General features: G+C 35.0%; 11 protein-coding genes. 10 read left to right on the top strand and 1 reads right to left on the bottom strand.

The annotated features are described in order from the left end of the window. The first annotated feature begins 9 nt into the window (after positions 1 to 9). Entirely contained in the window at positions 10 to 1,317 is a 1,308-nt protein-coding gene (gene xylA / locus N1F78_RS05375; RefSeq protein ID WP_406685158.1) for a xylose isomerase, read from the top strand. 216 nt (positions 1,318 to 1,533) lie between these two features. Next, positions 1,534 to 2,955: a D-xylose transporter XylE gene (xylE, locus tag N1F78_RS05380; RefSeq protein ID WP_406685159.1), complete on the top strand. Its 1,422-nt coding sequence runs from the start codon at positions 1,534 to 1,536 to the stop codon at positions 2,953 to 2,955. Between the two features lie 68 nt (positions 2,956 to 3,023). Here the strand turns inward: xylE and N1F78_RS05385 are convergent, their stop codons facing one another. Beyond that, positions 3,024 to 4,043: a LacI family DNA-binding transcriptional regulator gene (locus N1F78_RS05385; RefSeq protein ID WP_406685160.1), complete on the bottom strand. Its 1,020-nt coding sequence runs from the start codon at positions 4,041 to 4,043 to the stop codon at positions 3,024 to 3,026. 286 nt (positions 4,044 to 4,329) lie between these two features. Here N1F78_RS05385 and N1F78_RS05390 point away from each other — a divergent pair, with 286 nt between their 5' ends. The 8 genes from N1F78_RS05390 to N1F78_RS05425 all read left to right on the top strand — a co-directional run bounded on the left by N1F78_RS05390 (position 4,330) and on the right by N1F78_RS05425 (position 15,426). Further along, complete coding sequence (locus N1F78_RS05390) at positions 4,330 to 4,467, top strand: hypothetical protein (RefSeq protein ID WP_406685668.1); 138 nt, start codon at positions 4,330 to 4,332, stop codon at positions 4,465 to 4,467. A gap of 41 nt (positions 4,468 to 4,508) precedes the next feature. Continuing rightward, positions 4,509 to 5,582: a glycoside hydrolase family 16 protein gene (locus N1F78_RS05395; protein ID WP_406685161.1), complete on the top strand. Its 1,074-nt coding sequence runs from the start codon at positions 4,509 to 4,511 to the stop codon at positions 5,580 to 5,582. Between the two features lie 272 nt (positions 5,583 to 5,854). Further along, positions 5,855 to 7,348 carry a glycoside hydrolase family 30 protein gene (locus N1F78_RS05400; protein WP_406685162.1) on the top strand — a complete coding sequence of 498 codons (1,494 nt, stop codon included), beginning with the start codon at positions 5,855 to 5,857 and terminating at the stop codon, positions 7,346 to 7,348. 4 nt (positions 7,349 to 7,352) lie between these two features. After that, the gene (locus N1F78_RS05405) at positions 7,353 to 8,891 is read left to right on the top strand and encodes a sugar porter family MFS transporter (RefSeq protein ID WP_406685163.1); all 1,539 of its coding nucleotides are present in this window, start codon (positions 7,353 to 7,355) and stop codon (positions 8,889 to 8,891) included. Between the two features lie 63 nt (positions 8,892 to 8,954). Further along, a complete protein-coding gene (locus N1F78_RS05410) occupies positions 8,955 to 10,679 on the top strand; it encodes a purine-cytosine permease family protein (RefSeq protein ID WP_406685164.1) in 1,725 nt (574 codons plus the stop codon). Then, the gene (locus tag N1F78_RS05415) at positions 10,676 to 12,160 is read left to right on the top strand and encodes a mannitol dehydrogenase family protein (RefSeq protein WP_406685165.1); all 1,485 of its coding nucleotides are present in this window, start codon (positions 10,676 to 10,678) and stop codon (positions 12,158 to 12,160) included. Before N1F78_RS05410 ends, N1F78_RS05415 begins: the two co-directional genes overlap by 4 nt. 73 nt (positions 12,161 to 12,233) lie before the next feature. Next, positions 12,234 to 13,112 (top strand): carbohydrate kinase family protein, encoded by an 879-nt coding sequence (locus tag N1F78_RS05420; protein WP_406685166.1) that lies wholly within the window; start codon positions 12,234 to 12,236, stop codon positions 13,110 to 13,112. Positions 13,113 to 13,263: 151 nt separating this feature from the next. Continuing rightward, positions 13,264 to 15,426 (top strand): beta-glucosidase family protein, encoded by a 2,163-nt coding sequence (locus N1F78_RS05425; RefSeq protein WP_406685167.1) that lies wholly within the window; start codon positions 13,264 to 13,266, stop codon positions 15,424 to 15,426. The last annotated feature ends 41 nt before the right edge of the window (positions 15,427 to 15,467 follow it).

Below are 15,467 nucleotides of genomic sequence, written 5' to 3' on the forward strand. Positions count from 1 at the left end.
ATTAGAATTATGGAATATTTTAAAGGAATTGATGCTATAAAATATGAAGGGAAGGAATCTGATAACCCTTTAGCATTCAAATACTACAACCCAGACCAGGTTGTTGCTGGTAAAACCATGCGTGAGCATTTCAAATTTGCTATTGCATATTGGCATACATTCTGCGGACAAGGATCAGACCCATTCGGACCTGGAACTCAAAACTTTGCTTGGGACCAAGCTGCTGATCCTATTCAAGCAGCAAAGGATAAAGCGGATGCCGCTTTTGAGTTTATTTCAAAAATGGGATTTGATTATTACTGTTTCCATGATTATGATTTGGTTCAAGAAGCACCAACATTTGCAGAATCGGAAAAAAGATTAGCAACTATTGTTGATTACCTAAAAGGAAAACAAACCGAATCTGGGAAAAAGTTGTTATGGGGAACCGCAAATTGTTTTTCAAACCCAAGATATATGAATGGAGCATCTACCAACCCGGAATTTGGAGTTGTTGCCAGAGCAGGCGCTCAAATAAAATTAGCTTTAGATGCAACCATTGCTTTAGGTGGAGAAAACTATGTGTTCTGGGGAGGTCGTGAGGGTTACATGTCTTTATTAAATACTGACATGAAACGTGAGTTAGACCACATGGGGCAGCTTTTAACAATGGCAAGAGATTATGCAAGAGGACAAGGGTTTAACGGTACATTCTTTATTGAGCCAAAACCTATGGAGCCAATGAAACATCAGTATGATTTTGATGCAGCAACTGCTATTGGTTTCTTGAAAGAATATGGTTTAGATAAAGACTTTAAAATGAATATTGAGGTAAACCATGCAACATTGGCACAACACACATTCCAACATGAATTAGAGGTGTCTGCTAGCGCAGGCATGCTTGGTAGTATTGATGCTAACCGTGGTGATTACCAAAACGGATGGGATACAGACCAATTCCCAAATAACATTCAAGAAACTACAGAGGCTATGTTAGTATTCCTAAAAGCCGGTGGTTTACAAGGTGGTGGTGTGAATTTTGATGCTAAAATTAGAAGAAATTCTACCGATATGGAAGATGTATTCCATGCGCATATTGGTGGTGCTGACACTTTTGCTAGAGCATTAATTACTGCTGATAAAATCATATCTTCGTCACAATATGAAAAATTGAGAACTGAAAGATATAGCTCTTTCGACTCTGGGAAAGGTAAAGATTTTGAAGAAGGAAAATTAGATATGAATTCTCTTTATGAAATTGCGAACGAAAACGGCGAATTATCATTAACCAGTGGTAAGCAAGAATTATTTGAAAACATAATAAATCAGTATATTTAAAACCAACAAACTAAATAAGACATACTCTAAGTACTTAACTGCATTGTAATGTGAATTTAAGTCCTTTCTCCTCTATATTAAGTCATTGATTTTGTGCTTAAAATCATTTATAGATTTTAAACACTAACTCATCTTATAATTTGAGAGAAAATTAAAGAAATGTCTTTTCAATAAAACCAAGACATCTATTTACCAATAACTTAAATTTAAAAAGCAATGGGAACCACAAATTCTTCTTATTTAACTAAACTTACCCTAGTGGCAACACTTGGAGGATTACTATTTGGATATGACACAGGTGTTATTTCAGGAACTGTAGGAGCTTTAGATTCATTTTTTGTTATCCCAAAAAACCTATCAGAGACTGCAGCAAGCGCCTTCAAAGGATTTATAGTTTCTAGTGCATTAATCGGATGCATTATTGGGGGTGTTTTAGGGGGGCTAGTAAGTAAAAACCTTGGGAGAAAAAAAGGATTGATACTAGCTGCTATACTATTTTTAATTTCGGCTCTTGGTTCAGCAATGCCCGAAATGTTAATCACTGAAATTGGAGAAGGAGACCATACACTTTCTACTGTGTTTATTATATATAGAATAATTGGTGGTATTGGTGTTGGTTTAGCCTCAATGCTTTCTCCTTTATATATTGCCGAAATTGCACCAGCTAATAAAAGAGGGAAATTGGTTTCATTTAACCAATTAGCCATTGTAGGAGGATTTATGGTGGTTTATTTTGTAAATTATTTTATTGCAAAAGGCGGAGGCTCTGATGCTTGGTTAAATTCTATTGGATGGAGATGGATGTTTGCTTCTGAAATTGTCCCAGCCGGTTTATTTCTGCTATTACTGTTTTTTGTTCCAGATACACCGCGTTCTCTAGTAATTCAAAATAAACCAGAAGAAGCTCTTACTGTTTTAGAAAAAGTAAATGGCAAGGAAAAAGCTAAGGAAATTTTAAACGATATTGAAACTTCGATGAGCGAAAAAACCACTTCTGGTAACCTTTTATCTTTTGGTTGGTTGGTTCTAGTAATTGGTATTTTACTTTCTATTTTTCAGCAATTTGTTGGTATTAATGTGGTACTCTATTATGCCCCTGAAATTTTCAAAACAATATCTTCTGGAACAGATAGCGCCTTATTAATGACCATTATTGTTGGTATTGTAAACTTCTTATTTACAATAATAGCCATAAGAACTGTGGATAAATACGGTAGAAAACCATTAATGATTATTGGTGCCATAGGAATGGCTATTGCTATGTTTTCTCTAGGTTTTGTTTTTTATGCCGAAGCGTCAGGTTATGCTGCTCTAGGCGCCATGATGCTTTATGTAGCAAGCTTCGCAATGAGCTGGGGACCAGTTACATGGGTGCTTTTATCCGAAATATTTCCTAATAAAATTAGAGGAAAAGCCTTGGCAATTGCAGTTGCAGCTCAATGGATATCCAATTACTTAGTATCATTAACATTCCCTATGATGAATGACAATTCATATTTAACAGAACAATTTAATCATGGTTTTGCTTATTGGATATATGGTATTATGAGTGTTTTAGCCACCTTATTTATTTTTAAATTTGTTCCCGAGACTAAGGGTAAAACTTTGGAAGAAATGGAAAAAATATGGAAGAAGTAAAACTTTCTTAGAATTTAATAAGAGTCCGAAATTAAATTTTTGGGCTCTTACTATTCTTTATTATTCTCTTAAATTTTTCTAGTACTCTCCCGCTCAATCAAACTCGTTTTAATCACTTTAGTTTGAAAAGGCTCTTTTGAGTTTCCTTCTAAACGGTCAATAAGCATGTGGGCAGCAGTTTCGCCAATGTATTTACCATGTTGACTAATAGTAGTTATCTTCGGAGTCACATATTGCGGTAGCTTACCGTTGGTAAAGCAAATAATTGATAAATCTTTAGGAATATTATAACCCATGCGTTTTACAATTTCTAAAGATTGTACTGCAGAGCTTTCCTCTAGACATAAAAGTCCGTCAATAGATTTATCAGCCAAAACAATTTTCATGGCTATCTCAAAATCTTCTTGTTTTCCAATTTTAACTATGAGTTTTTGGTCTATTTCAATTTGATTATCAGCAAGAGCTTTTTTGTAACCTTTTACCCGAAGTTTTCCAACACTTAAGTTGTCAATTACCGAAATTAATGCTATTCGTTTGCAGCCTGTTTTAATAAGATGATTTGTTGCATGTCTTGCTCCTTCAAAGTCGTCAACTATCACCTTATCACATTCAATATCATCTGTCACACGGTCAAACATTACCATGGGAACACCTTCATTTATGGTATTCTTTAAATGCTGATATTCCCCTTTGGCCTGGGTTTCTTCGGCTAATGATAAAATAAAACCATCTAAAGTTCCATTCTTTAATAGTTCCATGGTCTTAAGTTCTTTTTCCAAAGATTCATTAGAGATACATGATATTAAACTATAGCCTTTTTCCGTAGCCTTAGATTCTATTCCCACAAAAACCTTAGCAAAAAAGTTATTCATGATATTAGGGATAATAACACCAATTGTTTTGGTCTTTTTGTTTAATAAACTTAAAGCAACACTATTAGGTTTATAATTGTGTTCCTTGGCATACCTCTGGATTTTGTCTTTTGTTTTAGCGCTTATTTCATAACTATCATTCAAGGCTTTTGATACCGTAGCTATAGAAACATCAAATTGGTTGGCTATATGTTTGAGTGTAATACGCTTTTTCATCTTCGGAAAGATACTAAATCATTTGTGCTCTTGAGTAAGAATTAACGGTTTTCATGTCAGTTTATCACTCTAATAATAATTTTCTAAAAATACATCATATGAATTAATAAATGCAGAATATGTAGCATTCCATTTTTATGCCGGACAGTACTTTTACCGCTCATTATACTTAATTCTTTAAAAAAATATGATGCGTCCATTACTAAAAATAATTGCACTGTTTTGTCTGATTATATCTTGTAAAACAGAAGAAAAAAAGCATCCTGAAACTAAATAAACCAAAACAATCGAATTTATACTCACTGAAAAAGAACTAGGGTTCTATACAAATAAAGGGGAGTTTGTAGTTGAGGCAGGCGAATTTAATATGTATATAGGAGGGAGTTCAAATACAACACTATCAAGTAAATTCATCCTAAAATAATTTCCTATTAAAAAAATAAGTTATAAATAAATTTAAAAACTATGAAAAATAAAATCTTTTTGGTAATTATGGTAACGTTCTTGTCATTTCTATCTTGTAGTAGCAGTGATAATGAGGGGGGTGAATCAAATGCACCAACGAACTTATTAATATCTAGTGTTAAAATTGGTGCAGATGCTAATAATCCTAACGGAGATGGAAGTGGCGTTGTTAACTTTACAATTACAGCTACAAATGCAACTTCCTATAGTGTTTTAATTAACAATGAAACTTTAGAACTTACTCAAAATACCTTTAGCTACACCTTTACACAAAATGGAACTAAGAACCATTCAATTATAGTATCAGCATTTAATTCTGATGGTTTTACAAGTACTACTTATACATTAACGGTCTATGTAAATAGAGAATTACAATTGGTTTGGTCAGATGAGTTTGACACCAATGGTGCACCTGATCCTTCTAAATGGGGTTACAATACAGGGACTGGTGATAACGGTTGGGGAAATAATGAATCTCAATATTATACAGATAGATCAGACAATGTGAAAGTAGAAGGTGGTTTATTAAAAATAATTGCTAAAAAAGAAGATTTTTCGGGGTCAGAGTATACTTCAGCAAGACTTCTTACTTCAGGTAAATTTGAATTTACCTATGGACGGGTCGAGGTTCGAGCTAAACTACCATCAGGTGGTGGCGTTTGGCCTGCTATTTGGATGCTTGGAGCTAATTTTGGTTCAGTTGGTTGGCCCGCTTGTGGTGAAATTGATATTATGGAGTATGTTGGGAATAACCCAGGACATATTTCGAGTGCCTTACATACAACATCTAGCTTTGGTGCAACTGTTAATTATAAAGCAACTTCTATTAATAACGAAACCACAGAATTTCATTTATACTCTGCTATTTGGACAGAAGACAGCATAACTTTTATGTTAGATGGTGTTGAATACTATACTTATAATCCATCCATTAAAAATGATGAAACATGGCCGTTTTATAATGATCAATTTCTAATACTAAATATTGCTATAGGAGGAAATTTAGGAGGTGCAATTGATCCTAATTTTGATACATCTACCATGGAAATAGATTATGTTAGGGTTTATCAATAACAATTTCAAAATTCAGTTAGAAAAGTTTGGATGTATTTATTGATTAATAAAATGTCATTTGAAATGAAATGGGAAATCACGAAGTAAAGTAATTACAATATACTGTTTTCAATATTCCTATTTACTGTAACGGCAAAAGTTCAGGAATGCGTTTTTAAGGCGCTATTAGAAAAAAGCAGCATATGTGTTATTGAATGCTGAATTTGTAGTATTCCAATTTTTGGTCTGATAGTACTTTTATCACCCATACATACTTAATTATATTAAAAATCATGAAGTACAATTTATTAAAAATATTTGTAATATTTTGCCTATTTTTTTCGTGTAAGACTGAGGAGAAAAAGCGAACTGAGGTTAAAGAAACTAAATCTGAACTTTTAAATTTAAATACTATTAAAAGCGAAGTTTACACTACGGTTCACAATTCTAACCTAAAATTAGCTTTAACAGATTCATTGACATTTAAGAGTTTTAGGCAACCTCTAGAAACAGAAGCCGCAATTGTTATTGATGCCAATAAAGAATTTCAAACGTTTTTAGGTATTGGAGCAGCATTAACAGACGCGGCCGCAGAAACCTTTTATAAACTCACAAAAGATAATCAATCTAAGTTTTTAGAAGCCTATTTCAGCAAAGAAAAAGGCATTGGATACTCGTTAGCTCGTACCATTATTCATAGCTGTGATTTTTCAACAGAAAGTTACACCTATATACAGGAAGGTGATTCAGATTTAAAAACCTTCAATATAGACCACGATAGAAAATATAGACTTCCATTCACAAAAAAGGCTATTGCGGCAGCTGGAGGAAGGCTAACCATGTATGCCAGTCCTTGGAGCCCTCCAGCATTTATGAAAACCAATAATAATATGCTAAAAGGTGGGAAACTAAAACCAGAGTTTTACCAACCTTGGGCAAATTATTATGCAAAATTTATAAAGGCATATGAGGCCGAAGGTATTCCTATTTGGGGCTTAACTATTCAAAATGAACCTATGGCCGTACAACGCTGGGAGTCTTGCATTTATACTGCTGAAGAAGAACGCGATTTCTTGAAAAATTACTTAGGTCCAACTTTAGAAAAAGAAGGTTTAGGCGATAAAAATATAATTGTATGGGATCATAATCGAGATTTATTATTCCAAAGGGCTAGTACCATTTTAAATGACCCTGAAGCCGCTAAATATGTCTGGGGAACGGGGTTCCATTGGTATGAAGATTGGAAAGATGATATACCAATGTTTGATGCTGTAAAGCGTGTTAAAGAAGCATATCCTGATAAAAACTTAATATTTACTGAAGGTTGTAATGAGAAGTATGATATTAAAAGAATTGAAAATGAAGACCCAAAACTGGCAGAACGTTACGGAAAATCCATGATTAATGATTTTAATAATGGTACAGTTGCTTGGACAGATTGGAATATTCTTTTAGACCAAACTGGAGGACCTAACCATGTTGGTAATTTTTGTTTTGCCCCTGTTCATGGTAATACCACAACTGGTCAATTAACATTTACTAATTCTTACTACTATATTGGGCATTTTTCAAAATTTATTCGCCCTGGAGCTAACCGTATAGTTAGTGTTTCAAGTTTTAATTCAATTCTAACAACAGCATTTAAAAATACTGATGGTAGTATTGTAATAATAGTAATGAATCAGAGTGATAAAGACATGGATTACACAATAACCATGCAATCTAAAACAGCGTCATTAAAAACCAGTCCTCATTCTATTCAAACAATTATTCTTAAACAATCATAAAACTATGCAGTCAGATAGCAAAAATATAGTACTGGATAAATCATACACCGTTTTAATAAGTCTTATCGTAGCACTAGGCGGATTTTTATTGGGGTTTGATAGTGCTGTTATTTCTGGAGCTATAAAAGGCATAACAATCTATTTTGAAATGACCGATGAAATGTTGGGTTTTGCAGTAGGCTGCGTCATTTTTGGTGCCATGGCAGGTAATTTATTAGCAGGACCTATGAGTGACCGGTTCGGTAGGAAGAAAACACTCATTTTCGTAGCCTTTTTGTTTACATTATCTGCTACTTGGTCTGCATTAGCTACAGGATATACAGAATTTATTATTGCTAGAATAATTGGAGGCATTGGTATTGGAGGAGCCATATTAATTGCTCCAATTTATATTGCAGAAATTGCACCTCCTAAATTACGAGGTAGCCTAGTATCATTTAATCAATTAAATATTGTTATTGGAATATCTGTTGCTTATTTCTCAAACTACTTTTTAGTTAATTTAGAGAATGATAGTTGGCGATGGATGTTGGGCGTTGAAGCTATTCCTGCCTTTCTATATTTTGTGGCACTATTTATTGTACCCAAAAGCCCAAGATGGTTAGTAATTAAATTAAATAATGTGTCTTCAGCGTTTGGCATCTTAATGAAGATTGGTGGTGAAGATTATGCAAATACTACACTTGAAGAAATTCAAAGAATTGCCTCCAAAAAAGAAACTAAGGGAAAACTGTCTGATATTTTCAAAAGTAAGTATTCCACCATTATGGTTATTGCCTTAGGAATAGCCTTTTTTCAACAAATAACTGGTATTAATGCCATTTTTTATTATGCTCCCACAATTTTTGAACAGGCCGGTGGAAGTACAGATTCATCATTTTTACAAGCTATAGTTGTAGGTCTCACAAATTTATTGTTTACCCTACTGGCTATTTGGTTAATAGATAAATTAGGTAGAAGGCCTCTATTACTAATAGGAACTTCCTTTATGGCACTGGCACTAATGATGGCAACATTGGCTTTTAATAATGCTACATACGAATTCAATACAGAGACATTAAGTAAAATAAAAGATTCCGAAATGAAGTCGTCTTTGAGTCAATTAAATGGCGAAACATTTACAAGTCAAGGACAACTGTTTAAAGTACTACAAGCAAAACTAGATTATAAGGCATTTTTAAACTTTAAAAGAAATGAAATCACAAATTTTATTGATATAAATGCAACCTTGGTTTTAATTGCAATTTTATTGTATGTGGCATCCTTTGCAATATCCTTGGGTCCTGTTATGTGGGCTTTAATTTCTGAAATTTTTCCAAATAATATAAAGGGAATAGCCATTTCTTTTGTTGGTTTTTTCAATTCATTAATAAGCTTTTCGGTTACCCAGGTTTTTCCTTGGGAGCTTACAAATTTAGGGCCTACAGCCACTTTTGCAATATATGCTCTTTTATCATTATGCAGTATATTTTTTGTCTACAAATTTGTAATTGAAACTAAAGGGAAAACATTGGAAGAAGTAGAGAAACTTCTTGTGAAATAATCTTTTTAAAATACGTTAACAACAAAAAAACTGGAAATCTAATTTTCAACGCCATACTAAAATATGAACACTACTGAAGATTTTAAACAATTTGAACACTTAGAAGAAGAGCAATTACCAGTCGCCAAACATAAATTACATGATTGGACTCATTTTGCGGGACTCTACGCTGCTGAGCATGTAGCAGCTACGGAATTTGTTATCGGGGCTACCTTTGTGGCACTTGGGGCTAAGACTATGGATATCATTCTAGGCCTTTTGATTGGAAATATTCTAGCTGTACTAAGTTGGAGGTTCATCACCTCCCCAATTGCAGTCGATACGCGTTTAAGCCTCTATACCTATCTTAATAAGATTGCAGGTGATTCTATGACCAAGATGTACAATTGGGCCAACGTCATCATTTTTTCGGTAATCTCAGCAGCCATGATTACGGTATCGTCCACTGCAGTGCGTTTTGCCTTTAATATTCCTGCGCAACTCAATTGGTACCCAACCAATACCTGGTTTATTTTGATTGTCTTAGCTGTAGGCATCTTTGTGGTTTTCATTGCGCTTTATGGTTTTAATGCTGTATCTGAATTTTCAGGCATATGTGCTCCATGGCTTTTTGTAATGTTTACTAGTGGCGCCATGGTGCTTCTACCTGCTTTGTCTATAGATGTTCTAGATAAAACTTTACCCTCGAATTGGATTGATTTTATGACCTTAGGTGACCAGTCTATTTGGACAGGTATAAACAGCGATGGAGCTCCAGGTATTGGACTAGTGGAAGTTATCGGTTTTGGTTGGGCTGCCAATACTATTACTCATTTTGGTTTAATAGATATGGCGCTATTACGATTTGCAAAAAAGAAATCATACGGATATGCAACCAGTACTGGAATGATGTTTGGACATTATGTGGCGTGGATAGCAGCTGGAATCATGGGCGCTGGTGCCGCCGTTATTTTAGGAAAATCTATTATAGAATTAGACCCAGGTGATGTAGCGTACTATGCTCTTGGATGGTCAGGATTTGTAATTGTTATTATAGCCGGTTGGACTACTGCGATTACAAACCTGTACCGAGCAGGTTTAGCGGCACAAGCAATTTTCTTCAACCATTCTCGAAAGAAAACAACCATAGTTGTTGGGTTAATTACAATAATAATTGCCTGTTTTCCCTTTGTGTTTTCGCAAATATTGCCGCTATTAACTTATGCTGGTTTGTTGGTAGTTCCTGTGGGTGCTATTGTGTTTGCTGAACATCAAGTTTTCCCTAAAATTGGCTATACGCGCTACTGGTCTTCGTACCGCAAACTAACCTTTAGTATGCCAGCAATTGCCTCTTGGGGGTTGGGCTTGGTCTTCGGTTTCGGGCTTAATTTCTTAGATGTGATTTCCTTCTATTACCTGTTTATTCCTACTTGGTTTTTTACTATAGTGGTGTACACTTTACTCGCTTCAAAATATGGAGCGAAAGAGACTTATGCAGAGGAAGTAAAAGAAGAGGGTCTAAGAAATGAAACTATTGAACGTTTTCAAGCAGAACAAGCAAAGAAAGAGCCTGTACAAGTAAAAGATGTTTCTGTCTTCTCTAAGATACTGAGAATTTTAGCCATTGCAGCCCTAGCAATTACCATGGTTTTAGCATGTAATGTGTTATTTGGTAGTGCTTCGGAAACCGACTATATAGCAAACAGAGAACTCTTTTATACCTACACATTTATTTGTACAATTGTTTATTTCGTACTTGCCTATTGGGCATTAAAACGAGGAAAATCAAGTATAGCATCAGAAGCATGAAAACTCCAATACAACTCCAACAGGAAAACTTAGTGGATTTAGGCAGCAGAATGCCCGTACCTAATTATAACCGTACTGCTAATAAAACTGGAATAATACATATCGGTGTTGGAGGCTTTCATCGGGCGCATCAAGCCTACTTTTTGCATCAGCTTAGACAACTGGGTGAAGCTTCAGATTGGAATATCTGCGGCATTGGTTTACGCGAAGCAGATAGCAAACTACACAACGTTTTCAGAAAACAAGACCATCTATATACGTTGATGGTCAAACATGCAGATGGAAAAATTACACCTGAAGTTATTGGGTCTATTGTAGATTTTGAAATGGGTACTACTAACCCAGAATCTGTAATCGCTCGAATGGCAAATACAGATACTAGAATCGTATCGTTAACTATTACTGAGGGTGGTTATAATTTTAATCCCACAACTGGAGATTTCAATTTTGACAATCCTGACATTCAATATGAACTTCAAAACCCACAGGACCCAAGAACCGTTTATGGTTTTTTAACGGCAGCCTTAAAAAGGCGACGTGATGCAGGACTCCCTGCTTTTACTATTTTGATTTGCGACAATATCGAACACAATGGTGACATGGCCCGTAAGATGCTGCTCACTTTTGCCGAAGCCCAAGATTTGGTCTTAGCAAAATGGATAGCTAAAGAAGTCTGTTTCCCAAATAGTATGGTAGATCGTATTACGCCAGTAACAACTAAAGCAGATATAGAAACTCTTGCACGAACTTATGGCTTAAAAGATGGGTGGCCTGTTACTTGCGAACCTTATATCCAATGGGTTGTAGAAGATAAATTTTCTAATGGCAGACCAGACTTTGAAAAAGTAGGTGTTCAATTCGTGCCCGATGTTGGTCCTTATGAAAAAATGAAACTCCGATTGCTAAATGCGGGTCATTCGGTTTTAGGGCTTTTAGGAGTCATTCATGGACACTCAACTATTAATGCATGTATTGAAGATGAAACTTTCGCTACATATTTACGTGCCTTTCTAGATGTAGAGGCCACAACTATTTTAGGTGATATTAAAGGTATTAATTTGGAGGACTACAAGGACAGTCTGCTAGAACGTTTTGGGAACCCGAATGTTAAAGACAGTGTTGGTCGTATTTGTATGGAAAGCTCAGCTAAATTACCCAAATTTTTAATTGCTACTATACATGAAAATTTAGAAATAGGTGGAAGCATCAAATTTGCAACATTGGTTATTGCAGCTTGGTGTTATTGTTGTGATAAAGGAATAGATAGACACGGACATGCAATTGAAATTGTCGATGCCATGAGTACCGAATTGTATCAAGCTGCCAAAGAAACTCAAACCGATTCACTAGCCTTTATTAGACAAGAATCTATTTTTGGTAATCTTGCTAAAAATGAACGATTTACAGATTTGTACACGGAGATGGTTCAGAAAGTCTATAACGATACCAATATCAAAAAGCATATGGTGGAAATGATTTAGAATCTATTATTAAGAATAAATATATGATATCAAAAAATGGCATTGTAGAATTGAATGCTAAATTGAGTTGGTTATGAAACAGATTGTGTGTTATGGTGAGGTGCTATGGGATATGCTTCCCACGGGTAAAAAATTGGGTGGAGCACCACTTAATGTGGCTCTGAGAATGCAAGCATTTGGTTGTAGAACTAAGGTAATTAGCTGTATAGGAAAAGATGTTGCCGGTAATGATATTGCAGTACAGATGAAAAAGTATAATGCAACAACTGATCACTTACAAGTTAGCCAAAATTACGATACAAGTGAGGTGTTGGTAACCCTGAATGATTCAGGATCTGCATCTTATGAAATAAAAAGGCCTTGTGCGTGGGACGATATTCATCTTTTAGAAAAAGACATAACTTTGGTTAAATCTGCAGATGCTTTTATATATGGTAGTTTGGTTGCTCGCCAGTTGACTTCAAGAGATACCCTGTTTGCTTTACTCAAAGCTTCTCAATTTAAAGTTTTTGATGTAAACCTACGTCCACCACACTATGAGTTGAAAACTCTTATGGACCTTATGAAACAAGCAGATTTTATAAAGTTTAATGATGATGAAATCTTTGAGCTATCTGCTGCTATAGGAGACAAGAAGATGTCGCTAGAGGATAGCATATCCTTTTTTGCCCAAGAAACTCAAACACCTAGTATATGTGTAACAATGGGGGCTCATGGAGCTGTATTATTTCAAGATAATAAGTTTGTTTACAACAAGGGATATCATATTGAGGTGATCGATACAGTGGGAGCTGGAGATTCTTTTCTTGCAACATTAATATATCAACTACTTAATAGTGAAGATGCAGTAACTGCACTGGATAATGCTTGTGCAGTAGGAGCTATTGTGGCCTCTAAAGAGGGAGCTAATCCAATAATTAACAACAAAGAAATTCAAGAGATAATGAAGTAACCTTATCAGTAATAAATTGATTGACACGAAACTTCTATACCATGTTTTGAATAGAAATTTTCTTGTCCTTTTTAAACGAGTTCATTGTAATTATTTAACCTTAATACTGTAAAAGTTAAATACAGTTTATATAATTTTAAAAATTCATTTTATGAAAAGAATTGCACATTTCGCCCTTATTTGTATAGTTATTTGTTCCTGTACAAAACCAGTAAAACAAGAATTTAAAACTGAAACTAATTTTCAACCTTTCCAACCGCCGATTGCATATAAGGATGCAAAAGAGCAAGCATTAAAAATTCTTAATCAGATGACAATCGATGAGAAGATTTCTTTGATAGGTGGTCATAATGTATTTTTCACTAAAGGGTTTGAGAAATTTAATGTGCCAGCCATGTATCTCTCAGATGCTACTCAGGGTGTAAACATTCGACGTCATCTAGATGATCAGCTTGAAAAATCAGTGGCTTTCCCAAGTCCACTAGCCTTGGCAAGTACTTGGAATAAGGAGTTGGCAGGTAATTATGCAAAATCTATTGGTGAAGAGTGTAGAGCCGGTGAAATTGCAGTACTACTTGGGCCAGGAATGAACATTTATCGTATAGCGCAAAATGGTAGAAACTTTGAGTACTTCGGAGAAGACCCTTACCTAGCTGCTAGAATGATAGAGAATTATGTGGTAGGCATGCAAAGTACAGGTACCATGGCTACTTTAAAGCATTTTATAGCTAATAATACGGACTATAAGAGAAGAACATCAAATTCAGTAGTTGATAAAAGGACTTTGCACGAAATTTATTTACCTGCGTTCGAAGCTGGTGTTGATGCAGGCGTTATGGCTGTTATGACCTCTTATAATTTAGTAAATGGAGAGTATGCCGGACAAAGTAAGGATGTAATTACAGGCCTTTTACGTGAGGACTTAGGTTTTAAATGGTTAGTTATGAGTGATTGGTGGTCCGTGTATGATGCCGAAAAAGTAATAAAATCAGGTCTAGATCTTGATATGCCAGGGGAACCGAGATCGGAATATCCTGATTATATGAAGAAACCAGAATTCTTTTTGCGAAATGCTGCAAAACCACTTCTTGAAGAAGGGAAAGTACAAGAAGAGGACATCAACAGAATGGTTACCAACATACTAACCACAGAAATAGCAATGGGTCTGCTAGAGCGACCTATAAAGGATGCTTCTTATTTTGATAACTTCGACCAACACGAAGCAGTTGCTTTACAAACTGGACGAGAAAGTATTGTATTACTAAAAAACAACAATGTTTTACCTATTAATAAAACTGGCGATATATCAATTTTACTTACGGGAGAATATTCAGATAAAATACCTCATGGCGGTGGTGCTGCCGAGGTGGTTGGATATGACCATGTAACGATGATAATGGCTCTTAAAGAGATTTATGGTGAAAAAGTGTATTATATAGAAAAACCTACGGACGAAGACTTAAAAACTGCCAGTCATGTGATTTATAGCACTGGAACATTTGATTCTGAAGGATGGGATAAACCATTTGATTTGTCAGAGACAATTAACTCGGAAATTAAACATATTACTACCTTAAATAAAAACACGATTATATCGGTTAGCTCAGGTAGTGGTGTGAATATGACAGAGTGGAATGATGATATTGCTGGATTATTATATAGCTGGTATCCAGGTCAAATTGGATTTAAAGGTTTTGCTGAAATAGTAGCTGGTATTACTAATCCATCAGCTAAATTACCTATTACCATTGAGAAAAAATTTGAAGATTCACCAGGATATGGTTACATCCCTGAAGGCAAAGAATTATATTCAGGTTGGGATGAAGACCATAGAATTATAGACCCAATAACTGATGTGAATTATGATGAAGGTGTATTTGTTGGGTATCGTTGGTACGAAAGCAAAGCAATTGAGCCACTTTATCCATTTGGTTTCGGTTTGTCTTACACGACATATGAATACAGTAACTTACTATTAGAAAACGAATCGATAAAAGTGGGCGAAAAACTCAACTTAAAAATCGATATAGAAAACACTGGTTCAGTTGAAGGTAAAGAAATTGTTCAGGTATATGTTCGTGATATTGAATCAACCGTTGAACGCCCTTTAAAAGAGTTGAAAGATTTTCAGAAAGTGCAATTAGCTGTTGGTGAGAAACAGACTATTTACTTTACACTAACCGATAGAGACTTTGCATTTTGGGATTTAGAAACTGAAGATTGGAAAGTAGAATCAGGTCATTTTGAAATACTAGTAGGTACAGCTTCAAATAATATTTTAGCTAGTGCTAAACTTGAAATAACAGATAAATAATATAACAGACAGAATCCATGGAATACGATCTAGTTCCTGCT

The sequence above is a fragment of the Seonamhaeicola sp. MEBiC01930 genome (genome assembly GCF_045277075.1).
Taxonomy (GTDB): Bacteria; Bacteroidota; Bacteroidia; order Flavobacteriales; family Flavobacteriaceae; genus Seonamhaeicola.